This is a genomic window from Hydrogenophaga luteola (assembly GCF_042648585.1).
Classification (GTDB): domain Bacteria; phylum Pseudomonadota; class Gammaproteobacteria; order Burkholderiales; family Burkholderiaceae_C; genus Hydrogenophaga; species Hydrogenophaga luteola.
On the sequence record NZ_JBHRXX010000007.1, the window covers coordinates 116,820 to 138,896 of the forward strand.

Annotated in this window: 22 protein-coding genes and 1 tRNA gene; 13 read left to right on the forward strand and 10 right to left on the reverse strand. The window is 68.8% G+C overall.

Annotated features, from left to right (window positions below; translation table 11 throughout):
• The first annotated feature begins 2 nt into the window (after window positions 1-2).
• Window positions 3-1,034 carry a metallophosphoesterase gene (locus tag ACFOPI_RS15220; protein ID WP_382175414.1) on the forward strand — a complete coding sequence of 344 codons (1,032 nt, stop codon included), beginning with the start codon at window positions 3-5 and terminating at the stop codon, window positions 1,032-1,034.
• Between the two features lie 9 nt (window positions 1,035-1,043).
• Here the strand turns inward: ACFOPI_RS15220 and rpoH are convergent, their stop codons facing one another.
• Window positions 1,044-2,000, reverse strand: coding sequence for an RNA polymerase sigma factor RpoH (gene rpoH / locus ACFOPI_RS15225; protein WP_382175417.1), 957 nt, complete (start codon window positions 1,998-2,000; stop codon window positions 1,044-1,046).
• A 137-nt stretch (window positions 2,001-2,137) separates the two neighbouring features.
• Between rpoH and imuA the strand changes: the two genes are divergently transcribed.
• From imuA to ACFOPI_RS15240, 3 genes are all read left to right on the forward strand, one after another.
• Window positions 2,138-2,923 (forward strand): translesion DNA synthesis-associated protein ImuA, encoded by a 786-nt coding sequence (gene imuA / locus ACFOPI_RS15230; RefSeq protein WP_382175420.1) that lies wholly within the window; start codon window positions 2,138-2,140, stop codon window positions 2,921-2,923.
• Window positions 2,868-4,175 carry a Y-family DNA polymerase gene (locus tag ACFOPI_RS15235; protein WP_382175423.1) on the forward strand — a complete coding sequence of 436 codons (1,308 nt, stop codon included), beginning with the start codon at window positions 2,868-2,870 and terminating at the stop codon, window positions 4,173-4,175. The genes imuA and ACFOPI_RS15235 overlap by 56 nt, the downstream gene beginning before the upstream one ends.
• 111 nt (window positions 4,176-4,286) lie before the next feature.
• Entirely contained in the window at window positions 4,287-7,415 is a 3,129-nt protein-coding gene (locus ACFOPI_RS15240) for an error-prone DNA polymerase (RefSeq protein WP_382175425.1), read from the forward strand.
• Here the strand turns inward: ACFOPI_RS15240 and ACFOPI_RS15245 are convergent.
• Window positions 7,366-8,085 carry a Crp/Fnr family transcriptional regulator gene (locus tag ACFOPI_RS15245; RefSeq protein ID WP_382175428.1) on the reverse strand — a complete coding sequence of 240 codons (720 nt, stop codon included), beginning with the start codon at window positions 8,083-8,085 and terminating at the stop codon, window positions 7,366-7,368. The two genes, ACFOPI_RS15240 and ACFOPI_RS15245, sit on opposite strands and share 50 nt — an antisense overlap.
• Before the next feature lie 125 nt (window positions 8,086-8,210).
• On the opposite strand from ACFOPI_RS15245, the gene ACFOPI_RS15250 reads away from it, so the two are divergent.
• Genes ACFOPI_RS15250 through ACFOPI_RS15260 form a run of 3 tightly spaced genes read left to right on the forward strand, consistent with a single transcriptional unit; the run spans window position 8,211 to window position 10,414 of the window.
• Complete coding sequence (locus ACFOPI_RS15250; RefSeq protein WP_382175431.1) at window positions 8,211-8,747, forward strand: Mpo1 family 2-hydroxy fatty acid dioxygenase; 537 nt, start codon at window positions 8,211-8,213, stop codon at window positions 8,745-8,747.
• Window positions 8,744-9,730, forward strand: coding sequence for a 2-dehydropantoate 2-reductase (locus ACFOPI_RS15255; protein WP_382175434.1), 987 nt, complete (start codon window positions 8,744-8,746; stop codon window positions 9,728-9,730). The genes ACFOPI_RS15250 and ACFOPI_RS15255 overlap by 4 nt, the downstream gene beginning before the upstream one ends.
• A gap of 24 nt (window positions 9,731-9,754) precedes the next feature.
• On the forward strand, window positions 9,755-10,414 hold the full coding sequence (locus tag ACFOPI_RS15260) for a hypothetical protein (RefSeq protein WP_382175436.1): 660 nt from the start codon (window positions 9,755-9,757) through the stop codon (window positions 10,412-10,414).
• Here the strand turns inward: ACFOPI_RS15260 and ACFOPI_RS15265 are convergent.
• Window positions 10,389-10,859 carry an EVE domain-containing protein gene (locus tag ACFOPI_RS15265; RefSeq protein WP_382175439.1) on the reverse strand — a complete coding sequence of 157 codons (471 nt, stop codon included), beginning with the start codon at window positions 10,857-10,859 and terminating at the stop codon, window positions 10,389-10,391. The two genes, ACFOPI_RS15260 and ACFOPI_RS15265, sit on opposite strands and share 26 nt — an antisense overlap.
• Window positions 10,860-10,932: 73 nt before the next feature.
• On the opposite strand from ACFOPI_RS15265, the gene ACFOPI_RS15270 reads away from it, so the two are divergent.
• The 5 genes from ACFOPI_RS15270 to ACFOPI_RS15290 all read left to right on the forward strand — a co-directional run bounded on the left by ACFOPI_RS15270 (window position 10,933) and on the right by ACFOPI_RS15290 (window position 15,130).
• Window positions 10,933-12,135: a multidrug effflux MFS transporter gene (locus ACFOPI_RS15270; RefSeq protein WP_382175442.1), complete on the forward strand. Its 1,203-nt coding sequence runs from the start codon at window positions 10,933-10,935 to the stop codon at window positions 12,133-12,135.
• Window positions 12,132-12,929 (forward strand): alpha/beta hydrolase-fold protein, encoded by a 798-nt coding sequence (locus ACFOPI_RS15275; protein WP_382175445.1) that lies wholly within the window; start codon window positions 12,132-12,134, stop codon window positions 12,927-12,929. Before ACFOPI_RS15270 ends, ACFOPI_RS15275 begins: the two co-directional genes overlap by 4 nt.
• Before the next feature lie 32 nt (window positions 12,930-12,961).
• Window positions 12,962-13,717 (forward strand): hypothetical protein, encoded by a 756-nt coding sequence (locus ACFOPI_RS15280; protein ID WP_382175447.1) that lies wholly within the window; start codon window positions 12,962-12,964, stop codon window positions 13,715-13,717.
• 100 nt (window positions 13,718-13,817) lie between these two features.
• Entirely contained in the window at window positions 13,818-14,342 is a 525-nt protein-coding gene (locus ACFOPI_RS15285) for a DUF2889 domain-containing protein (protein WP_382175449.1), read from the forward strand.
• A gap of 5 nt (window positions 14,343-14,347) precedes the next feature.
• A complete protein-coding gene (locus tag ACFOPI_RS15290) occupies window positions 14,348-15,130 on the forward strand; it encodes an NUDIX hydrolase (RefSeq protein ID WP_382175451.1) in 783 nt (260 codons plus the stop codon).
• Between the two features lie 59 nt (window positions 15,131-15,189).
• On the opposite strand, the gene ACFOPI_RS15295 is transcribed toward ACFOPI_RS15290, so the two are convergent.
• A tRNA-Ser gene (locus ACFOPI_RS15295) sits at window positions 15,190-15,281 on the reverse strand.
• 102 nt (window positions 15,282-15,383) lie between these two features.
• Here ACFOPI_RS15295 and ACFOPI_RS15300 point away from each other — a divergent pair.
• On the forward strand, window positions 15,384-16,802 hold the full coding sequence (locus ACFOPI_RS15300; protein ID WP_382175454.1) for a sensor histidine kinase: 1,419 nt from the start codon (window positions 15,384-15,386) through the stop codon (window positions 16,800-16,802).
• 1 nt (window position 16,803) lies between these two features.
• On the opposite strand, the gene ACFOPI_RS15305 is transcribed toward ACFOPI_RS15300, so the two are convergent.
• From ACFOPI_RS15305 to ACFOPI_RS15330, 6 genes are all read right to left on the reverse strand, one after another.
• Entirely contained in the window at window positions 16,804-17,397 is a 594-nt protein-coding gene (locus tag ACFOPI_RS15305; protein WP_079365478.1) for a response regulator transcription factor, read from the reverse strand.
• Window positions 17,398-17,611: 214 nt separating this feature from the next.
• Entirely contained in the window at window positions 17,612-18,907 is a 1,296-nt protein-coding gene (locus tag ACFOPI_RS15310; protein WP_382175458.1) for a tryptophan--tRNA ligase, read from the reverse strand.
• Window positions 18,908-18,926: 19 nt separating this feature from the next.
• Window positions 18,927-19,595: a site-2 protease family protein gene (locus tag ACFOPI_RS15315; protein WP_382175460.1), complete on the reverse strand. Its 669-nt coding sequence runs from the start codon at window positions 19,593-19,595 to the stop codon at window positions 18,927-18,929.
• 4 nt (window positions 19,596-19,599) lie between these two features.
• Window positions 19,600-20,241 (reverse strand): L-threonylcarbamoyladenylate synthase, encoded by a 642-nt coding sequence (locus tag ACFOPI_RS15320; protein ID WP_382175463.1) that lies wholly within the window; start codon window positions 20,239-20,241, stop codon window positions 19,600-19,602.
• Window positions 20,242-20,272: 31 nt separating this feature from the next.
• Window positions 20,273-21,142, reverse strand: a complete 870-nt coding sequence (locus ACFOPI_RS15325) for a DMT family transporter (protein ID WP_382175465.1) — start codon at window positions 21,140-21,142, stop codon at window positions 20,273-20,275.
• A 38-nt stretch (window positions 21,143-21,180) separates the two neighbouring features.
• Entirely contained in the window at window positions 21,181-22,035 is an 855-nt protein-coding gene (locus ACFOPI_RS15330) for a 3',5'-nucleoside bisphosphate phosphatase (RefSeq protein WP_382175467.1), read from the reverse strand.
• Window positions 22,036-22,077 lie beyond the last annotated feature (42 nt).

Genomic DNA, 22,077 nt, shown 5'->3' on the forward strand with positions numbered 1-22,077 from the left:
CCGTGAGCGACCTGCAGCGCCTGGACCGCCGTGTCTGGTGGCTGTTCGGCGTCGCCCTGCTGCTGTCGCTGGCCATCACGGCCTGGGACCATGCGGGCCGCTGGCACACGCCGCGGTTGGAGGCGCGCAATTTCGTCATGCTCTGGCTCTACTGGGCGCCGCGCCTGGCGGGGCTGCCGCTGCTGGTGGGCCTGTGGCTGCGCTGGCGCATCGAGCGCGGCGCGCGCCGCTGGCGCCATCCGGTGTATGCGCTGTTGGTGCTGGTGGGCCTGTGGTCGTCTTGGATCGAGCCTTACTGGATCCGCGTGCGCCACACCACCCTGTCCGGAATTCCGGCCGAAGCACAGCCGCTGAAGTTGGCGCTGGTCGCCGACATCCACTGGGGACTGTTCTTTCGCGACCGGCAACTGGACGACCTGGTCGACCGGCTCAACGCGATGGACGTGGATGCGGTGATCGTCGCGGGCGACTGGACCCACGAGCCGACGCAGGACCTGCGTGCGGGCTTCGCACCGCTTGCGCGCCTGCGCCACCCGGTTTGGGGCGTGCTGGGCAATCACGATGTGCAGGCGCCCGGGCCGGAACTCACCGCGCCCCTGCGCGAAGCGCTGACGCAGCACGGCGTACGCCTGATCGAAGGGCAGGCTGTGCCCTGGAAGGGCTGGGAGCTGGTGGGGCTGGACGACCAGTGGGGCGGGCGGCCTCAGCAGCAAATTGAGCGACTCTGGCCAGGCGGCCTCAATAACGACTCATCGCGGCGGCTGGTGGTGGTGCACCAACCCGACACCGTGGCGCTGCTGCCGAAGGGCGCGGCGTTCCTCTCCATGGCCGGGCACACTCATGGTGGGCAGATCTGGATTCCCGGTTTTTCGCCCTGGTTCCTGCGGAAGACCAACTCCCTGCAGCCCTGGTGGAACGGGCTGTACGGCACAAGGGCCGGGCAGCTGCTGGTGACGCCCGGTGTGGGCACCATCGGCTTGCCGGCCCGGCTGGGCGTGCGGCCGACCATCGACCGCATCGATCTCGTGCGCTGAGCCGGCGGCTCAGGCGAATTCGGCCAGGGCCTTGCGCATCTTCTTCATGGCCGCCACCTCGATCTGGCGGATGCGCTCGGCGCTCACGCCGTATTCGGCCGCCAGTTCGTGCAGCGTCATGCCGCCCGAACCGTCGTCGTTCACCTTGAGCCAGCGTTCGGTCACGATGCGGCGCGAACGGTCGTCGAGCTCGCCCATGGCCTGCGCGATGCCTTCGGTGGCCAGCACATCGCGCTGGGCCGATTCGATCATCGCAGTCGGCTCGTGGTTGGCATCGGCCAGCCAGGCGATCGGGCCATAGGTTTCTTCACCATCGTCGGCGGGCGAGGGGTCGAGCACCACGTCACCACCGGACAGGCGCGTTTCCATCTCGCGCACTTCCTCGGGCTTGACCTTGAGGTCGCGCGCGACCACATCGATCTCGCTGTCCGACAGGGCCTCGCGGTGGGTGTCGCCTTCGGTGGCCTCGGCACGGAAGCCCTGCTTCATCGAGCGCAGGTTGAAGAACAGCTTGCGCTGGGCTTTGGTCGTGGCGACCTTGACCATGCGCCAGTTCTTCAGGATGTATTCGTGGATCTCGGCCTTGATCCAGTGGATTGCGTAACTCACCAGGCGCACGCCCTGGTCGGGGTCGAAGCGCTTGACGGCCTTCATCAGGCCGACGTTGCCTTCCTGGATCAGGTCGCCGTGCGGCAGGCCGTAGCCCAGGTACTGGCGGGCGATGGACACCACCAGGCGCAGGTGCGACATCACCAGTTGGCCGGCAGCTTCCAGGTCGTTGTGATCGCGCAGGCGGCGGGCGGCCGACTGCTCTTCTTCGAGCGTCAGCAGTGGCATGCGGTTGACCGCCGAGATGTACGCGTCCAGATTGCCCAGCGGCGGCAGCGTCAGCGAACGGCTCCACGGGCTGGCGACGGCCAGCGTGGTGGTCGGCAGGGCGGCGGGGGCGAGCAGGGTGGTGGACATGTGAAGAACCTCCTCAGGTGGTCTTGCGGAAATGTTAGCACTCTCTATGAGCGAGTGCTAATTGAATGGTTCCATGACCGTGATATCCGGGGGTGGACAATCGGTCCGTTTTCTTTTACTGTACATAAAAACAGTATTTGAGCCTTGCCACCACCATGCCTGCCCCGTTCATCCGCCCGTCCGGCGATCTGCCGGCCAGCCTGTCCGCCCTCGTCTGGCGCGGCGACGCGCTGGGCCGGCCGGTCACGGCCAGCTGCGCCAGCGGATTCGGGGCGCTGGACGCGGCCCTGCCGGGCGGGGGCTGGCCCGGTTTCGGGCTGACCGAGCTGTTGCTGAGCCCGGCGGGTACCTTGGAGTTCCGCCTGCTGGGGCCGGCGCTGGGCCGGGTCTGTGCCGTCGGGCGTGAAGTGGTGCTGGTCGGGCCACCGCATCTGCCGCACCTGCCGGGCCTGCTGCCGCATGGCGTGACAGCCCGGCAGCTGGTCTGGGTGCAGGCCGACACGCCGGCCGAGCGCCTCTGGGCCACCGAACAGCTGGTCAAGGCCGGCAGCTGCGGGGCGGTGCTGGCCTGGCTGCCCCAGGCACGGCCGGCGCAGCTGAGGCGCCTGCAGGTGCTGGCCAGTGACCACGAAGGCCCGGTGTGGCTGTGCCGGCCGGCCGTCGCAGCCCGCGAATCCTCGGCGGCATCCCTGCGCCTGCTGGTGCGTCCGGGTGCTGGCTGGGCTTTGTCGGTCGACGTGATCAAGCGCAAGGGGCCGCCGCTGGCGCGCACCCTGCACCTGCCGGCGGTGCCGGCCGGGCTGTCGGCAGTGCTGCCGCCCCGGCTGCTGAACCTGGGCCAGACGGCCGTTTCCCGTGAGGCCGACCATGCTGTGGTCCGCGCTCCGACGCCCGAGCACCGACGACCCGCCGTCCCCCACTGACGCGGCGCTGCAGGCGCTGGCGGTCTGGGCGCTGCAGTTCACGCCCCGTGTCGCCGTCGCCGAAGAGGCCGTGTTGCTGGAAGTGGCGGCGAGCCTGCGTCTGTTCGGCGGGCGGGCGGCGCTGCGCGAGCGGCTCTGGGGCGGAGCGCAGGAACTGGGCGCAGTGGCCCTGGCCTGGGCGCCCAACGCCCGGGCGGCGCTGGCGCTGGCGCGGGCGGGGGTGGAAGACGGCGTGTCGGCGCCGCTGGAGCGCGTGCTGGACGCGCTGCCGATGGCGACCCTGAGCGCCGTGCGGCCGCACCTGCCGATCCTGGCGCGCATCGGCTGTCGCACCCTGGGCGATCTGCGCCGGCTGCCGCGTGCCGGACTGGCGCGGCGTTTCGATGCGGCCTTGCTGGCGGCGCTGGACCAGGCCTATGGCCGTGCCCCCGAGACGCATGTCTGGGTCATGCTGCCCGCGGTGTTCGACGCCCGGCTGGAGCTGCCGCACCGGGTCGAGGACGCGGGGACCCTGACCTTCGGGGCGCACCGCCTGCTGCTGCAGCTCTCGGCCTGGCTGGCCGCACGCCACAGCGGCGTGACCGCCTTCACCCTGCACTGGGCGCACGACGCCATGCGGTCGCGCGGCGCGGGCGAGGGCGGGCAGCTGACGGTGCGCACTGCCGAGCCCACGCGCGAAGTGGGGCACCTCTCGCGGCTGCTGGCCGAGCACCTGGCGCAGGTGGTGCTGGCTGCCCCGGTCGGCGACCTGCGGCTGACGGCCGAGGGGGTGGTGCCGCTGGCGCCCCGGAGCGCATCGTGGTTGCCCGACGAAGCCCATGGCCAGGAGCCGCTGCCCCAGGTGCTGGAGCGGCTGGCGGCGCGGCTGGGTGAGGACCGGGTGGTTCGGCCGCTGCTGTGCGAGGACCACCGGCCCGAGGCGATGGAGTGCTGGCAGCCGGCGGCGCAGGTCTTGCCGCGCGAGGCCTGGCCGGTGGCGCCCGCCGGGCCGCAGCCGACCTGGATGCTGCAGCAGCCACTGAAGCTGCTGGTGCGCCAGCACCGGCCGCTCTACCAGGGCGAACTGCAGCTGCTGCTGGGACCGCAGCGAGTGGAGGGGGGCTGGTGGGACCGTGACGAGGCCACTGGCCGCACCCGCCACGCGGTACGCGACTACTGGGTCGCCCAGTCGCCGCTGGCGGGTGTGCTGTGGGTGTTCCAGACGAGGCTGGCCGACGAGCCGGCCTGGTATCTCCATGGTGTGTTCGCTTAACCCCCACGCTCCGCCGCTGCGCGGGTCGCTGCCCCAGCACCGGGGAGGGACCCGGTGCCTCCCGGGTCCGGGGGCTGATCCGGCTTGGGGCGGCCCGGCGCCGGATCGGCCATGAAGATGTCCCTGCCCGACTACGCCGAGCTGCTGTGCTGCTCCAACTTCAGCTTCCTGCGCGGTGCCAGCCACGCCGAGGAGCTGGTGGCGCGCGCCAAGGCCATGGGCTACACCGCACTGGCCATCACCGACGAATGTTCGATGGCGGGCATCGCACGGGCGCACGTGGCCGCGAAAAAACACAAACTGCCGCTCATCGTGGGCAGCCAGTTCCTCGTCCAGGCGGGTGGCGGTCCCACCGGCGATTTCACGCTGGTGCTGCTGGCCACCAACCTCCACGGCTACGGGAACCTCTGCGAGCTCATCACGAGGCTGCGGCGCTCGGCCGCCAAGGGCACATACCGGCTGAGGCTGGACGATGTCGACCCCGCAGCCCTGGCCGACTGCCTGGCCATCGCCGTGCCAGCGCGCGGCGCCACACAAGACCAGTGCGATGCCACCGCGCGCTGGCTGCTCGGCAACTTCCTGGGCCGCTGCTGGCTGGGCGTGACGCAGTTGGGCCGGCTGGACGACGCCATTCACCTGCACCGCCTGCGCGAGGCCGGTGCGCTCACGGCCGTGCCGCTGGTGGCGGTGGGCGACGTGCACATGCACGTGCGCTCGCGCAAGCCGCTGCAGGACGTGCTCACCGCGACCCGCATTGGTCGGCCACTGGTGGCCTGCGGCTTTGCGCTTGCGCCCAACGCCGAGCAGCACCTGCGCACCCGCGTGCGGCTGGCGCAGAGCTTCCCGCCCGATCTGCTGGCGGAAACCCTGGGCATCGCCGCACGGTGCACGCGATGGTCGCTGGACGAGCTGCGCTACCAGTACCCGGCCGAGGTGGTGCCACCCGGCTGCACACCGGCGCAGCACCTGCGCGCGCTCACCGAAGCCGGCGCTGCCGAACACTGGCCGGCGGGCGTGCCGCCCAAGGTGCGTGCGCAGATCGAACACGAGCTGGCCCTCATCACCGAACTCGGCTACGAGCACTACTTCCTCACCGTGCACGACATCGTGGCGTTTGCGCGTTCGCAGGGCATCCTCTGCCAGGGCCGCGGCTCGGCGGCCAACAGCGCGGTCTGCTACTGCCTGGGCGTGACGGCGGTGGACCCGGCGCGGTCCTCGCTGCTGTTCGAACGCTTCCTGTCCAAAGAGCGCAACGAGCCGCCCGACATCGACGTGGACTTCGAGCACGAGCGGCGCGAAGAGGTCATCCAGTACCTCTACCGCAAGTACGGCCGCGACCGCGCCGCACTCACCGCCACCGTCATCAGCTACCGCCCGCGCAGCACCGTGCGCGACGTCGGCAAGGCCATGGGTTTCGACGAGGCCTTGCTGGATCGGCTGGCGCGCGACCACCGCTGGTGGGACGAAGACGGCCTGGCCGACGAGCGCCTGCATGAAGCCGGCCTCGATCCGGACAGCCTGGCGGCGCGCCAGTTCGTCACCCTGGTCCAACAGCTGCTGGGCTTTCCGCGCCACCTCTCGCAGCACACCGGCGGCTTCGTGCTGACCAGCGGACCGCTGGCGCGGCTGGTGCCGATCGAGAACGCGTCCATGCCCGAGCGCACGGTGATCCAGTGGGACAAGGACGACCTCGACGCCATGGGCCTGCTCAAGGTCGATGTGCTGGCGCTGGGAATGCTGACCGCGATCCGCAAGTCGCTCGATTTCATCGGCCAGCGGCGCGGGCACCCCATGCCCCTCCACACCATTCCCGACAAGGACGTGGCCACCTTCGACATGATCTGCGCCGCCGACACCGTGGGCGTGTTCCAGATCGAAAGCCGCGCGCAGATGGCCATGCTGCCGCGCCTGAAGCCACGCTGCTTCTACGACCTGGTGGTCGAGGTCGCGCTGGTGCGGCCCGGTCCCATTCAGGGCGGCGCGGTGCATCCGTACCTGCGGCGTCGCCAGGGCAAGGAGCCGGTCGATTACCCCAAGGGGCTGGAGGCTGCGCTGGAGCGCACCCTGGGGGTGCCGGTGTTCCAGGAGCAGTGCATGCAGATCGCCATGATCGCGGCCGACTTCACGCCCGGCGAGGCCGACGGTCTGCGCCGCGCCATGGGCGCCTGGCGGCGCACCGGCGGCCTGGGCGCCTACGAACACCGCCTCATCGACGGCATGACGCGCAACGGCTACCCGCTCGAATTTGCCCAGCGCGTGGTCGAGCAGGTCAAGGGCTTCTCCAGCTACGGCTTCCCCGAAAGCCACGCGGTCAGCTTCGCGCTGCTGGTCTACGACAGCTGCTGGATCAAGCGCCACCACCCGGCCGAGTTCCTGGCCGCCATGCTCAACAGCCAGCCGCTGGGCTTCTACACGCCCAGCCAGCTGGTGCAGGACGCGCAGCGCCACGGCGTGGTGGTGCGGCCGGTGGACGTGAGCCACAGCGACTGGGACTGCACGCTCGAAGACATGCCCGCACCCGACGCCCCCGGGCAACCGGTGGTGCGGCTGGGCTTGCGGCTGGTCAGCGGGCTGTCCGAAGCGGAAGCCGGGCGCATCAGCGCTGCACGACAGGAGCGGCCGTTCGTCAGCACGGAAGACCTCGCACTGAGAGCGCAACTCGACCGACAGACCCTGCAGCAGCTGGCGGCTGCCGACGCGTTGCAGAGCCTGGCCGGTCACCGCCGCCAGCAAGTCTGGGACGCGTCCGCCCTGCAGGCCGCGCCCGCCCTTCTGCGCCGCGCGCCGGTCAACGAAGCCACGCTGGACCTCGACGAAGCGCCCGAAGGCGAAGCCATCGTCTGGGACTACGCGAGTACCGGCCTGACTCTGCGCCGCCACCCGCTGGCCCTGCTGCGCGAGCGGCTGACCCAGCGCCGATTCATGACCGCCGAGCAACTCCAAGCCGCACCCGACGGCCGCCTCGTGCGCGCCTGCGGCATCGTCACCTGCCGCCAGCAGCCCGGCACTTCGCAGGGGGTGGTCTTCGTGACGCTGGAAGACGAAACCGGCACCGTGCAGGTCATCGTCTGGCGCTCACTGCGCGAACGCCAGCGCAGCGAACTCACCGGTTCACGCCTGATGGGCGTGCACGGCGTCTGGCAGCGCGAAGGTGCGGTCTGCAACCTGATCGCCGGCCGGCTCGAAAACCTCAACCCGCTGCTGGGCCGGCTGGCGCCGGGGAGCCGGGATTTTCATTAGGGACCAGCAGTTCGATCTCTCCGTAGTGCAGCCGCAGCCGCCCACTTGCCTCCAGCGCCTTGAGCGCCTTGTTGACGCTCTGGCGGCTCACGCCCAGCATCTGGGCCAGCAGCTCCTGCGACAGGTGGATGCGCCGACGCGGCGCGTCGCGGCTGCCGTAGCCGCGGGCCACCAGCTGCAGCCGGCGCCAGACGCGCTCTTCCAGCGGCAGCTGGGCCAGCTCCTCCACCGCGACGAACAACACGCGCAGCTTGCGGCAGGCCAGCCGGGCCAGTTCGCGCCACATGGCCGGGTGGCTGTCGAGCCAGACCAGCAGCGCCTCGCGCGGCACCACCAGCACCTGGGCGGGGCCATCGGCCACGGCATCGTGGGTGCGCGGCCGTCCGTCGATGAGCGAGATCTCGCCGAACCACTGGTAGGGCTCCAGGTAGGCGAGCAGCGCCGCGTTGCCATCGGCGTTGAGGGCCCCGATGCGCAGCGCCCCCGCGACCACGGCACACAGGCCGTCGGCCTCGCCGCCGCGCGCGAACAGCGATTCACCGTGGGTCAGGTGGCGCATGCGGGCCAGGCGCAGCAGTTCGGCCTGCAGCGCCGGATCGCAGGCGCTGAACCATTCGTCGCTGGCCAGCGCGGTGTGCAGGCCGGGCGGGGCCGGGGTGGACGGGGGCATGGCGGCTTGAGGTTGGCCCGCGGGGCGGCGCGGTGCCGGCGGGGTTTGTCGAAATTTTGACAGACACCCTGGCGCCGTGCCGCCATCCTTGCCGCTTTCAGCGCCGCCACAACAAGGAGACACGCATGGAAACCGCCACCCGCCAACTGATCGAGTACGCGCGCTACCACCGCGACCCGCGCAACATCGCGACCCACTTTGTCGGCATCCCGCTGATCGCCTTCGGCATCGCGGTGATGCTGGCGCGCGTGCCTCTGGGCGGGGCCGATGCTCTGCTGCCGGGCGCGCACTGGCTGGTCTGGGCGCTCACGGGCGTCTGGTACCTGCGGCAGGGGCGCTGGTCGCTGACGGTGCCCACCCTCGCGGTGCTGGGAGGGATGGTGGCGCTGGCCGATCCCCTCGCTGAGGCGGACATGACCACCTGGCTCGCCTGGGGGCTGGGCAGTTTCGTGGTCGGCTGGGTGTTCCAGGCGGTCGGGCATGTGTGGGAGGGGCGAAAGCCGGCCTTCTTCGATGACCTGCGCGGCCTGCTGGTGGGGCCGATGTTCGTGCTGGCCGAACTCCTGATGGCGCTGGGGCTGCTGCGCGATTTGCGCGAGACCATCGAGCAGGCCGCCGGCCCGGTGCGCCGCCGCACCGCTCCGGTGGCTGGTGGCCAATGACCCGACCGGAGCCGCCCGACGAATTGGTCCCGGGGCCGGTGCTGGTGGTGGGCGCCGGCCTGGTGGGTTGTTACCTCGGTGGTCGTCTCCAGGCGGCCGGGGTACCTGTGTGCTTTGTCGGGCGGAGCGGGATGCTCGACGAGCTGGCGGCGCATGGGCTGCAACTGACCGACCTCTCTGGTGGGCGCAGCGAGGTGCCCGCGTCGGCCCTGCAGCTGCACACGGACGTGCCGGAGGGCGCCCGGCCATCGCTGGTGCTCTTGTGTGTCAAGCGCCCCGCACTGGTGTCGGCGCTTGCTCGCCTCGCGCAGACGGTGCCCAGAGACACGCCGGTGCTGTGCTGCCAGAACGGGCTGTTCCCGGCGGCCGACGCGATGCAGGCTGCGCCCCAGCTCCGCCTGCTGCCGGCCATGGTGCCGTTCAACATCATGCGGCGCGGACCGGGTCATTTCCACCGGGCCACGTCGGGACAACTGGCGGCGCAGGCGTCGGCACGCCTGGCGGGCTGGCGGCCGGTGTTTGAGCGCGCCGGAATGCCGCTGGCGCTGCACGCCGACATGCTGCCGGTGCAGTGGGGCAAGCTGTTGCTCAACCTGAACAACCCGGTCAACGCGCTGTCTGGTCTGCCGCTGAAGGCGCAGCTGCTGGACGCCGGCCACCGCCGCCGTTACGCCGATCTGGTGGAAGAGGCGCTGGTCCTGCTGCGCCGGGCCCGCATCGAACCGCATCGCGTCACGCCCTTGCCCTGGGAGCGCTTCCTGCAGGTGCTTCGGCTGCCAACGCCACTGTTCCGGTTGGTCGCTTTCCGCATGCTGCGCATGGATGCGCACGCCCGGTCGAGCATGGCCGAAGACCTGGCCGCGGGCCGGCCGACTGAAATCAACGAGCTGTGTGGCGAAGTGGTTCGGCTGGCGCACACGCTGGGCGCCCAGGCACTGCTGAATGCGCGGATGGCCGAGGCGATTTCTGCCACTTCCCGATGACCCGACAACACATGAAGGATTGAAATGACCCCGTGGAACGAGGCGCGCGCGGCGCGCCGGACCGATCTGATGACCACGGTGCTGCTGGCCGCGCTGGCCCTGGTGCTGGTGTTTGTGGCGGCCGCCTGGACGCGGGACTGGCCGCTGTTTTCCCTCTCGCCACCGGGCGGCGGCGTGGCCGACGTGTCGGAGGCGCAGCGCGAAGACCTGCACCGTACCTTCTTCACCATCTGGGCCTCGCTGCTGCTGGCCGCACCCGCGCTGGCCCTGCTACCGCTGGCGGCGCGCGCTGGCTGGGCTGCGCGGCTGTGGCGCATCACCTGGACCGCCTCGCTGCTGGTGTTTGCGGTGCACTTCTGGTGGGCGGTGGTCGAGCTGTTCGGCAACGACTGGTCGCGGGTGCTGAACACGCCCCGCGTGAGCGCGCCGCGGCTGGACACGGTGTTCGCTGTCTGGTGGTGTGTGGACGTGGCGCTGGCGTGGACGGTCCGTCCTGATCAGCTCTGGGTGCGGCTGCAGCGGGCCGGCGTGCACCTGCTGGCTTTCGTGCTGTTCTTCATGGGCGCCGCGCGCGAGGGCGAGCTGCCGCTTTCGCGCGCGCTGGGCTGGGGCTTTGCCGCGGTCGTGGCGGCCGGCCTGATCGCCTGGGGCTTGGGCCTCAGGCGCCGAGCAACCGTTCGGTGATGAAGCGCCAGTGCGCCTCGCTCACCGGCGTGATCGAGAGCCGGCTGCCGCGCTGCAGCACCACCATGTCGGCCAGCTCGGGCGTGGCGCGCAGCTCGGGCAGGCCGATCAGTCGGGTCTTCTTCAGCGCCTGCACATCCCGCAGCAGCCAGCGCGGGGACTCGGGTTTTGACTTGGGGTCGAAATAGGGCGAGGCCCGGTCGAACTGGGTCGGGTCGGGCTTGATCTCCGAGGCCACGCGCGCCAGTCCCACGATGCCGGGCTCGGCGCAGCTGGAGTGGTAGAACAGCACGCCGTCACCGACGCGCATCGCGTCGCGCATGAAGTTGCGCGCCTGGTAGTTGCGCACGCCCGTCCAGGGCACGGTGGCGCCAGGCGCGGCCAGGGCGTCGTCGATCGAGCATTCCTCGGGCTCGGACTTCATCAGCCAGTACTGGGTGTTCATGGCGCGATGGTAGCCGGGGGTATCGCGCAGCGGACGCCGCATGTGCGCGAACCGCGGTAGCCTCGGGGGCTTCATGACCGCACCCGACACCTCCACGTCCGCTCCCCACGGCCTGCTGATCGCCAACCTGCTGGCGCAACTCGCCTTTGGCCTGCTGGCCATGACCATCTGCCTGCCGTCGATGCAGGAGTGGGGCGCCATGTTCGGTTCCAGCCAGGCGGCGGTGCAGCTGACCTTCAGCGGCTACGTCGTCACCTACGGCTCACTGCAGCTGGTGTACGGTCCGCTGTCGGACCGGCTGGGCCGCAAGCGCATCCTGATGATCGGCCTGGTCATTGCCTTCGCCGGTTCGGTGATGGCGGTTTTCGCGCCCGATCTGCCGACCCTGGTGCTGGCGCGGCTGCTGCAGGGCGCGGGCAGTGCGGCCTGCATGGTGATTGGCCGGGCGCTGGTGCAGGACCTGTTCGCCGGGCCCGAGCGCACCCGGGTCATGGCCTACGTGGGCATGGCCATGGGCCTGTGTCCGCCGCTGGCCACCATCATCGGCGGCCAGCTGCATGTGCGCCTGGGCTGGCAGTCGAACTTCGTCGTCATGGCCGTGCTGGCGGTGCTGTTGTTCATCGCAGCCTGGCGCGGCCTGCCCGAGCACCAGAGCGCCATCGGCGTGCAGCCGCACTGGCTCAAGGCCATGCTCTCGTCCTACGCACAGCTGGCGCGTGAGCCCTCGTTCGGCCTGCACGTGCTGCTGCTGGCCATGACCAGCGCCACCTTCTACGCCTTCCTCGGCGGTGCACCGATCGTGCTGGGCAGCTACGGCGTCAAGCCCGACGGCATCGGCTTCTACATCATGGCGATCCCGGGCTCGTACATCGTGGGCAACTACCTGACCACGCACCTCTCGCACCGCATCAGCGAGCGCCGCATCATGCGGCTCGGGCAGGTGCTCACGGTGGGTGGCGTGGCGCTGATGCTGTTGCTCGCGCTGGCGGGCCTGAACACCTCGCTGGCGTTTGCGCTGCCGCTGGTGCTGCTGGGCATTGGCCACGGCCTGCTGGTGCCGCCCGCGCTCGCTGGCACGGTGGGCTTGTTGCCGGCGCTGGCCGGGTCGGCCGCCGCCGTGGCTGGCCTGGCGCAGCAGCTGATGGGCGCGGTCGGCGGTTTTGCTGTTGGCCTGTTCCAACACGAGGGCGCGGTCAACCTTGGCTGGCTCATGCTGGGTCTGGCGCTGTGCGGTGCCGCCGCGCAGTGGATGCTGCACCAGGGCGCGAAGCCGTGAACCCCTGTGCCAGCGCCGTCGCGCGCCGGCTGGCCGCCGCGGCCTTGGCGCTCGCCCTGGCGGCTGGGCTCAGCGGCTGCAGCCTGCTGGTGCGCGAGCCGCGGGTGCCGATGGAGGTGCTGTCCCTGCCGCGCGCCGCAGGCGCGCACAGCCCGACGCTGATCGTGTTCATGCCGGGTGCGCAGGAGGTGCCGCAGGACATCGTGCGTGAAGGCTTCGTCGAGCAGGTTCGGGCGCGCGGCATCGACGCCGACGTGGTGGTGGCTGACACGCACCTGGGCTATTTCTATGCCGGCGTGTTCGAGCAGCGGTTGCGCGAGGACGTGATCCAGCCAGCGCGGGCGCGGGGTTACCGCTCGGTCTGGCTGGCCGGCATCTCGCTGGGCGGTTTCGGCGCGCTGCGCTATGCGCGAGCCCATCCGGACGAGGTGGACGGCATCATCGCGCTCGCGCCCTATCTGGCGCCGCGGCTGGACCTGCAGGCGGTGTGGCAGGCCGGTGGTCTGGCGAACTGGCGGCCGGAGCGGCCACCTGGGCCGCGGGAGCATGAGCGTGCGCTGCTGCTCTGGCTCCAGGGGTATGGCGATCCCGCGCAGCAGCGGCCGCCCCTGCTCATTGGTCATGGCGACGACGACAGGCTCAAGCCCTTCGGACCGCTGATGGCCGGCCTCCTGCCCCCGGAACGCCTGCTCTCGGCGCCAGGCGGTCACGACTGGGCGCCCTGGAAGTCCATGTGGGCCGACGCGCTGGACCGCGCGCCGCTGCCGCGTGCCAACGGCGCCGGTTTGCGCTAGCCTGCGGGCCTCGACCGCTGCGGGAGCCCGCCATGGACCTGACCGCTTTCGTGTTCCTCGCCCCATTCGCGTTCCTGGCCTTGGTGCTGTGGATCGCCACGCGCACTGCGCGCCGGCACCGCGAACAGGCACAGGGTCAGTTGACCGCCGACGCTGCTGCGCGCGTCTGGACCTTCGAGAACGGCACCGAAGGTCTGTTCGACCTGCAGCGCTGGTCGGGCCACACCGACGGTCACCATTGGACGGCCGAATACCGCCGGGGTCGTCACCGCAAGAGTTCGGGCCCCACCCGCACCCACCGGCTGCGCTGGTGGACCGAGGGTTTTGGCGGGCCGACCACGCCCATCCTGCTGATCGGCGTGCCGCGCGGCAAGGAGCTGCCCGCGCTCCAGTTGACCGAGGGCGAAGGCCTGCTGGCGACCATGGCCCAGAAGGCTGCCGGCTTTGCTCTCGACAAGGCACTGGACGCACACTTCGGTGAGGATGCGGGCCGGCAGATCGACGCGCGCGCGCTGCGCATGGTCGAGGGCGTCGGGTTGCCTGGCTTCCTGCCGATGGCGGTGGACATCGCCCAGGCCCGCTACTGGCTCGACCAGCCAGCCCATCGCCAGGCCCTGCTGGCGCAGGTGGACGATGCGGCCAGCGCCTTTTCCAACGAGCAGGACCGACCCTGGGTGCTGCTGCTGGGCCGGCGCCTCATGTTGGCGCAGCCGGTGGCGGTGCGCAGCACTGCCGATCTGGATCGCCTGGTCCGTGCCGGGGCGGCGCTGGCCGAGGCGTTCCGGTGACAGCGCCGCGGCCGCCATCGCGGAAAATCGGGGGTTGTCCGAACCTGAACCGTGATCGAGGCCGCCCTTGCCATTGCCCCCACCCGTTGCCCGCACCCCCATGCACACCCGCCGTGTCGAATACCGCGGCTTCCGCCGCGACGACGGTCTGTGGGACATCGAGGGCGAGATGCTTGATACCAAGCCGCATGCCTTCGAAATCGAGGGCGAGGGCGAGTGGGCACCCAACGAACCGATCCACCACATGAGCATCCGCGTCACGGTCGACGAGGCCATGGTGATCCGCGATGTGCAGGTCTGCATGGATGCCCATCCGCACGACCCTTGCCCGCAGGCCATGCCGCCCATGCAGGGCCTGATCGGCGAGACGCTGGGCAAAGGCTGGCGCAAGACCATCGAACGCCATCTGGGCGGCACCATCGGCTGCACCCACCTGCGCGAGCTGCTGTTCAACCTCGCCACCGCGGCCTTCCAGACCCGCTCGTCTTCGTTCGCGCCTGCGGGCGACGGACGTCCGCCCATGCACCTGGGCCAGTGCAAGGCCTGGGCCTTCGACGGGCCGGTGGTCGAGAGGGTCTACCCCATGTTCTTCCGCTGGCAGCCGCCGCCGAAAACCGCCGGCTGATCCGCATGGCCATCGAGATCCACTTTGACGCGGTCGACGGCGCACCGATTGACTCCGCCACCGTGATGGTGCTGCGCGATGGTGTGCGCGGTCTGGAGGTGCTGATGGTTCGGCGACACGGGGACTCGGGCGTGCTCGGTGGCGTGCACGTGTTCCCCGGCGGCAAGCTGGACGTGCAGGACGGTGCGGCGGCACTGCCGGGTTTGGACCACGACGCCGGCTGGTTTGCCCGGACGTTGGGCGAACCCGGTCTGGCGCCCGAGATCGCTCGCGGCCTGTTCGCTGCGGCGCTGCGCGAGACCCGCGAGGAGTGCGCGCTGGCGCTGCCGGCGGACTCGTTGCAGCCTTGGTCGCGCTGGATCACACCACGCCAGCCCTCGGTGACACGCAAGCGCTTCGATACCCGTTTCTTCATTGCTGTGGCGCCGCCGGACCAGGAGGCGGTGCACGACGACTTCGAGGCCACCGAGGTGGTGTGGGTGCCTCCGGTCGAAGGCTTGCGGCGCTACTGGGACGGCGAGATCGACCTGGCGCCGCCGCAGATCATGAGCCTGGTGCAGCTGGCGCGCATCCGGGATGTGGACGGGGCACTCGACCTGGCCCGCCAGCGCCCGCCAGCCCTGATCGAACCGCAGCCGTTCGACGACAACGGTGAGCGCGTGATCTGCTACCCGGGCGACCCCGCGCACCCGGTGCGCGAGCCCGTGTGGGCCGGACCGACGCGGCTGCACTACCGCAACCGACGCTTTGAGCCTGAGGGTGGACTGGCGGCCTTGCTGGGGGACTGAACGACGCTCAGAAACGACAACGCCCACTTGGAAGTGGGCGTTGTCGTGGAACGAATTCCTGGCGGAGAAGGAGGGATTCGAACCCTCGATACAGGAGATCCTGTATGCCGGATTTCGAATCCGGTGCATTCGACCACTCTGCCACCTCTCCGCGGTCAAGCCTCGCATTCTAGCAGCAGCTTCTGTGTCGCTTTTTCCGCGATTCACCAGCCCGGACGCGGTGCGACAATGCCACCCACCCAGAGCGCAACACATGCTTGTCGACACCCAGCCCGCCACCTACCAGCACGTACCGGCTACCGCCGAGGTGCGAGACCAGTGGGTGAATTCGCGGCTGATCGCCGTGCTCATGGACAACGTGATGCCCACCCTCGGGGCTGCCCTCATGGCCATCCCTCTGGTGGTCTTCATGCTGTGGAACGAGGTCAACCTGTTCGTGTTGCTGGGCTGGGTGTTCGCGCTGCTCTTCATGATCGGGTTCCGCTACCGCATGCTGGGCATCTACCGCCTCCAGTTCGATATTCAGGAAGGCACGCAGCGCAAGGCCTTCATCCGGCGCTATCAGTGGTCCTGGGTGGTCATTGCCTTTCTCTGGGCCAGTGTCGTGCCGATGAGCTACGGGCGATCAGGTGTCGGCGTCCAGTTCATCTGCGGGATGCTGGTGATGGGACAGGGGCTGATTTCTCTGGTTTCGTTCAGCCCCTACCTGCCCGTGTTCCGCGCTTACGCCAACACCGTGGTGCTGGTGGTCGCGGGCGCCCTGGTTGCAGCGCCGTTCACGGTATCCCCGCCGTCGCCCAACGCGATGCCCATCGACACCAGTGCGGGCCTGCTGGTTCTGCTGGTTCTGTTTTGGTGGTTGCTGATGTCTGCCGGCAAACGCCTCAACGAGGTCTACCGTTCCAGCTTCGAGCTCCAGTTTTCGAACCAGGAGCTGATCGACTCCCTGACGCAGCAAACCCGGGCCTCCTTGCGCGCCGTGGCGACCAAGAACCGCTTTCTGGCATCCGCCGCACACGACCTGCGGCAGCCGGTGCATGCGCTGAGCCTGTACGCCGACTGGCTGGCCACCGAGCCGGAGATGGCGCGCGACATCTCGCCGCGCATCCTGCAGTCCACCCGGGCGATCAACGAGCTGTTCGACTCGCTGTTCGACCTCACGCGCATTGATGCCGGCAACTACAAGGTGCGGCTTCAGCACGTGGATGTCCAGCAACTGTTCGCCGATCTGTCGCTGCAGTTCGCTCCGGTGGCTGCGGGCAAGTCGATCCGGTTGCGCACCCACACCCGCCCTGCTGTGATCTGGGCCGATCCTGTGGTGCTGAGGCGCATCCTGGGCAACCTGCTGTCCAACGCCCTCAAGCACACGAGCAAAGGCGGCGTGTTGCTGGGCCTGCGCTACCGCGAGGACATGCTGCTGTTCGAGGTGTGGGACACCGGTGTGGGCATTGCCCGCGAGCACCAGCAGGCCATCTTCCAGGAGTTCTTCCGTGTCTCGCAGCACCATGGCACCGAGGACAGTCTGGGCCTGGGACTGACCATCGTCTCCAAGCTGGCGACCATGATGGGTTACCAGCTGGCCCTTTCCTCCGAGGCCAACAGGGGCAGCGTGTTCCGGGTGATGATCCCGCTCTACACCCAGCAGCAAGGCGTGCCGGACGTACCCACCTGAATCACATGTCCAGGAGACCGGCCGTGCGGGCGAGGTGGCTGGCCTGCGAGCGGCTCTTGACGTTCAGGCGGCGGAACAGGCGCCACAGGTGCACCTTGACCGTGTGTTCACTGATCTGGAGCTGCTCGGCGATGTCGCGGTTGGACAGACCCCGGTCGAGCATGACCAGCAACTGTTTCTGGCGCTTGGAGAGCTTCTCGGGAATCGTCGGGGCGTTCTCGTCCTCAGGCTCATCGGCGAGGAACTCGCGCAGTACGCGGCCGATTTGCGCCGCGCCGGCCGACTTTTCCACATAAGCGTCGGCGCCGGCTTCTCGGGCCAGATCCTCGTAGTCGGAAGCCGGAGACGCCGACAGCACGATGAGCGAGGTGTCGGGCAGCATCTGGCGGATTTCTCGCACACCCGACACACCATGGGTGTCGGGCAGTTTGAGGTCCAGGCACACCAGTTCGGGTTCGCCATGTTCGGCGATGGCACGGCTGACGGTCGCCAGACGTTCCAGTTCAATCACCTGGGTCGAGGTCCGCAGGCGGCGAAGCAGCATGACGACGGCCTCGCGCATCAGGGGATGGTCGTCAATGACAAAGATACTCATGGCAAATGCGGTAGGAATAGGTGCTTCGAGGGTCCAGCATATAGGTATCGACGGTACTTGGCGATACCAATTTGCGACCCATTGCAGTCCTTGTTTTTAGTTTTCCCCGGCCCAAGGCGCCGTGCGTGGAACTCCAGTCCTCATCTCGTATTGTCTCACTGGGTGCCATCGAATGGGAAAAAGTGGTGGACAGGATGGGCGGCCAAACCCGGACTCAGGTCACGGATGCAGCGAAATGCTGCAGGGCCGAGGCGACCTCGGAGGGGGCCCCGGTCACCGACAGCCGGTCCTGAAGAACCCCAAGTGCGGCCTCTCCTTGCGATTGCAACTGCCGGATGGCGTCCGCCGCGTCCCGCGGAGCCGGGAAACCGGCGCTCTGGATCAGCAGCTTGCCTTGTGCGTCGACCAGCTTGAAGTAGAACTGCCCGTCCTTTTCGCGGTACTGCTTGAAGGCCGGCGCAGCCGCTTTGGCCGCCTTGGTGGTGGTTCCGGCAGACAGATCCGCCAGTGAGCGCAGGCCCACCGCCTGGCGCAGCCGGGCGGTGAAGGGCGTCGCGATGGCACGGGCCTTCTCGGCACCCGCCTTGAGTGTCTTCTCAATCTGTGCCGGGTTCTGGATGAGGGTGTCGTAGACCTCGCGCATCGGTGCGATCTCGCGCTCCAGCCGGTCAAACAGCACCTGCTTGGCGTCACCCCAGGCGATGCCGTCGGCATAGGCCTTGGCCAGTGCCGCGGTTTCCTCTGCGCTCGCGAAGGCCTGGTAGAGCTGGAACAGGGCCGAGCCTTCGGTGTCCTTGGGCTCGCCGGGGGCGCGCGAGTCGGTCACGATGCCCATGATGAGCTTGCGCAGCTGTTCCTTGGGCGCGAACAGCGGGATGGTGTTGTCGTAGCTCTTGCTCATCTTGCGACCGTCCAGGCCAGGCAGCAGGGCCACGTGGTCTTCTGTCACCGCCTCGGGCAGGGTGAAGTGTTCGCCGTAGAGGTGGTTGAAGCTGGAGGCGATGTCGCGTGCCATCTCGATGTGCTGAATCTGGTCGCGCCCGACCGGCACCTGGTGGGCGTTGAACATCAGGATGTCGGCCGCCATCAGCACCGGGTACATGAACAGGCCGGCGGTGACACCCGCGTCCGGGTCCTCACCGGCCGCGTTGTTCTTGTCGACCGACGCCTTGTAGGCGTGGGCGCGGTTGAGTAGGCCTTTGCCGGTCACGCAGGTCAGCAGCCAGGTGAGTTCGGGAATCTCGGGGATGTCCGACTGCCGGTAGAAGGTCACCTTCTCGGGGTCCAGTCCGCAGGCCAGCCAGGTGGCCGCAATCTCCAGCGTGGACCGCTGTACGCGTTCCGGTGCGCCACCGGTCTTGATGAGCGCGTGGTAGTCGGCCAGGAAGTAGAAGTTCTGGGTGTTCGGAAGGCGACTGGCGCGCACCGTGGGGCGCACGGCGCCGACGTAGTTGCCCAGGTGGGGGGTGCCGGACGTGGTGATGCCGGTCAGGACGCGTTGGAGGCTCATGGACAGTCGGGAGAGGAAATCAGAACAGCAGCGCGCGCAGCGGGGTGAGCAACAGCTCGATGAAGGAATTGGTCAGGCCCATCAGCGGATACATCCAGAGCGAACCGATCACACCCATGATGACCAGCGCCATCACGATGAAAAAGCCCCAGGGTTCGATGCGCGAGACCATCACGGCCTGCTTCCAGGGCAGCAGACCGACCAGGATGCGGCCGCCATCCAGAGGCGGTAGGGGAAACAGGTTGAAGGCGAACATCACGAGGTTCACCAGCACACCGGCGCGACCCATTTCCAGGAAGAACCGCTCGTCCACACCGAAGAAGACCATAAGGTACAGCGCCAGTGTCCAGAGAATGGCCTGCGCCAAGTTGGCACCTGGCCCCGCCAGCGCCACCCAGACCATGTCCCGCTTGGGGTTCTTCAGGCGCCCGAACTGCACCGGCACCGGCTTGGCGTAACCGAACAGGAAGGCGCCCGAGGTGGCGAAGTACAGGATCAGCGGCATCGCGATCGTGCCGACCGGGTCGATGTGCTTGACCGGGTTGAGCGTGATGCGGCCCAGCTTCCAGGCGGTGTCGTCGCCGAAATGCCGGGCGGCGTAGCCGTGGGCCGCCTCGTGCACCGTGATGGCGAACAGCACGGGCAGGGCGTAGATGGCGATTTTCTGAATGATCTCGGCGAAATCCATCGGGCTATTGTCCCAGACCCAGGGGTTGCAGCGGCCCGCGGCCCTCGCGCACCACCTCGGGCTCGCCGCCGGTGCCCATGGGCGTCAGGTCGATCACGGACGTGGGTTCGAGCGCGCAGGCACCGGCGTCGATCACGCCGTCCAGATCGTGCTCAAAGCGTTCCCGGATCTCGCTGGCGTCGTTCATCGGGTCGCTCTCGCCCGGGGCGATCAGCGTGGTGGCCAGCAGCGGCGCATTGTGCAGGTCCAGCAGCGCCAGCAGGGCCGTGTGCTGGGGCACCCGCAGCCCGATGGTCTTGCGCGACGGGTGGCTCACCCGCCGGGGCACTTCCTTGCTGGCTTCGAGGATGAAGGTATAGGGTCCCGGCGTGGCCAGCTTGAGCAGGCGGTACTGCCGGTTGTCGACCTTGGCGTAGCTGGAGAGCTCGCTCAGGTCTCGGCACAGCAGGGTCAGGTGGTGTTTGTCGTCGACCTGGCGGATGCGGCGCAGCCGGTCGGCCGCTGCCTTGTCGTCCAGGTGACAGACCAGGGCGTAGCTGGAGTCGGTCGGCACCGCGAGCACGCCGCCGCGTTCGAGCAATTGCACGGCCTGCTTGAGCAGGCGCGGCTGCGGGTTGTCGGGGTGGACTTCGAAAAACTGGGACATGACGCGATTGTGCGCTGGTCGATCCAAGGATTCAGGGCTGTGGGGGCTGTGGCAACCCTTGGCCCCTGCGGGCGGTCAGCCAGCTCGCGGCAACGCCGCAGGCCACGATGAGGGTGATGCCCAGCGACTCCAGCGGGCCAGGCACATGGTCGAACACCAGCCAACCGCAGAACATCGCAAAACCGATCTGGGTATAGACGAAGGGGGTGAGCGTCGAGGCGCTGGTGCGGGCGAACGCAAGGATGAGCAGGAAGTGACCCACCGTGCCCATCAGTCCCACCAGGCAGAGCAACGCGAAGGTGCGGGCGCCCGGCATGGCCTGCCACACGAAGGGCAGCACGGCCGAAGCCATCAGCGCGCCGACCCAGCCGGTGTAGAAGTGCATGGTCATCGGGTCTTCGGTGCGGGCCATGCGGCTGGTCAGAATCTGGAACCCTGCGTAGGTCAGCACCATGGCCACTGGCAGCAGCGTGGTCCAGCCGATCGTCGCGCCGCCGGGTTGCACCACTAGGAGGGCGCCGACAAACCCCCCGGCGACCAGCACCCAGCGCAAGGGCGACACCCGCTCCCCCAGGAAAGTGGCCGCCAGCAGCGTGACGACCAGGGGAGTGGTCATCACGAAGGCTGTGAATTCTCCCAATGGCATGAACTGCACACTCACGAATGACAGGGCGCTCACAGCCAGCAGCAGCAGCCCTCGCAGCAACTGGAAGCGTGGGTGCGTGGTTCGCCAAAGACTGCGGCCGCGCACCGGCAGCATTACGGCCGTGACCGCGACGGCCTGGAACACATAACGGAACCAGACCGCAACAAGGACCGAGATGTAGGCGCCGGCCACCTTGACCGCTGTGTCCAGCACCGCGAAGCAGGCCATGGCGCTGACCAGAAAGGCAACGCCCATAACCGCTCGACGGCCGTGGGCCACCGGTGGCGTGGTCGTCACTGAATGCGCGATTCGAGCAGGGACCAGACCGGCGTGACGCCGCCGGGCAGGTCGGGCAGTTTGCCCAGGTCGGTGTGGCTTTCGTCGGGGCTGTGGAAGTCGCTGCCGCGCGAGGCCAGCAGCTCGAACTCGCTGCAGAACTCGGCGTACTTCGCATAGTCGGCCTGGCTGTGGGCGCCTGTGACCACCTCGACCCCCCGGCCACCGTGTGCGCGGAACTCGTTGAACAGCGCGAATTCTTCGTTGGCGGTGAACTTGTAGCGGGCTGGGTGCGCGATCACCGCGACACCGCCGGCGCTGGTGATCCACTTCACCGCATCACCCAGGCTGGCCCAGCGGTGCGGCACGAAACCGGGCTTGCCCTCCGCAAGGTACTTGCGGAACACGGCGTTGGTGTCGGGGCAATGGCCCGACTCGACGATGTAGCGGGCGAAGTGGCTGCGCGAGATCAGGTCGGGGTTACCGACGTACTTCATGGCGCCTTCGAAGGCGCCGGGAATGCCCACCCGCGCCAACTCCACGCCCATCTGGCGGGCTCGTTCCTCGCGGCCACCGCGGGTCTGGCGCAGCCCGTTCACAAGCGCCCGGTCGGTCGGGTCAAAGCCCAGGCCGACAATGTGCACTGTGACATTGGCAAACGTGACCGAGATTTCGACGCCGGTGAGGTAGGGAAGACCCACCTGCCGGGCCGCCGCTGCCGCGCGCTCCTGACCACCGACCTCATCGTGGTCGGTCAGCGCCCAGAGTTCGACGCCATTGGTCTTGGCCCGAGGCGCGAGCTCTTCGGGCGTGAGCGTTCCATCCGAGACGACGGAGTGGCAGTGCAGGTCGGCGTTGGTCAAGTGGGTCACCCGTTCATTCTAGTGGCCGACCCCTGCCCTCGTTGTCGTCGC

Coding starts and splice junctions, on each gene's coding strand:
- rpoH (WP_382175417.1), bottom strand. CDS start 2,000: ATGTCCACCACCCTGCTCGCCCCCGCCGCCCTGCCGACCACCACGCTG.
- ACFOPI_RS15235 (WP_382175423.1), top strand. CDS start 2,868: ATGCTGTGGTCCGCGCTCCGACGCCCGAGCACCGACGACCCGCCGTCC.
- ACFOPI_RS15240 (WP_382175425.1), top strand. CDS start 4,287: ATGAAGATGTCCCTGCCCGACTACGCCGAGCTGCTGTGCTGCTCCAAC.
- ACFOPI_RS15245 (WP_382175428.1), bottom strand. CDS start 8,085: ATGCCCCCGTCCACCCCGGCCCCGCCCGGCCTGCACACCGCGCTGGCC.
- ACFOPI_RS15250 (WP_382175431.1), top strand. CDS start 8,211: ATGGAAACCGCCACCCGCCAACTGATCGAGTACGCGCGCTACCACCGC.
- ACFOPI_RS15255 (WP_382175434.1), top strand. CDS start 8,744: ATGACCCGACCGGAGCCGCCCGACGAATTGGTCCCGGGGCCGGTGCTG.
- ACFOPI_RS15260 (WP_382175436.1), top strand. CDS start 9,755: ATGACCCCGTGGAACGAGGCGCGCGCGGCGCGCCGGACCGATCTGATG.
- ACFOPI_RS15265 (WP_382175439.1), bottom strand. CDS start 10,859: ATGAACACCCAGTACTGGCTGATGAAGTCCGAGCCCGAGGAATGCTCG.
- ACFOPI_RS15270 (WP_382175442.1), top strand. CDS start 10,933: ATGACCGCACCCGACACCTCCACGTCCGCTCCCCACGGCCTGCTGATC.
- ACFOPI_RS15280 (WP_382175447.1), top strand. CDS start 12,962: ATGGACCTGACCGCTTTCGTGTTCCTCGCCCCATTCGCGTTCCTGGCC.
- ACFOPI_RS15285 (WP_382175449.1), top strand. CDS start 13,818: ATGCACACCCGCCGTGTCGAATACCGCGGCTTCCGCCGCGACGACGGT.
- ACFOPI_RS15290 (WP_382175451.1), top strand. CDS start 14,348: ATGGCCATCGAGATCCACTTTGACGCGGTCGACGGCGCACCGATTGAC.
- ACFOPI_RS15300 (WP_382175454.1), top strand. CDS start 15,384: ATGCTTGTCGACACCCAGCCCGCCACCTACCAGCACGTACCGGCTACC.
- ACFOPI_RS15305 (WP_079365478.1), bottom strand. CDS start 17,397: ATGAGTATCTTTGTCATTGACGACCATCCCCTGATGCGCGAGGCCGTC.
- ACFOPI_RS15310 (WP_382175458.1), bottom strand. CDS start 18,907: ATGAGCCTCCAACGCGTCCTGACCGGCATCACCACGTCCGGCACCCCC.
- ACFOPI_RS15315 (WP_382175460.1), bottom strand. CDS start 19,595: ATGGATTTCGCCGAGATCATTCAGAAAATCGCCATCTACGCCCTGCCC.
- ACFOPI_RS15320 (WP_382175463.1), bottom strand. CDS start 20,241: ATGTCCCAGTTTTTCGAAGTCCACCCCGACAACCCGCAGCCGCGCCTG.
- ACFOPI_RS15325 (WP_382175465.1), bottom strand. CDS start 21,142: ATGGGCGTTGCCTTTCTGGTCAGCGCCATGGCCTGCTTCGCGGTGCTG.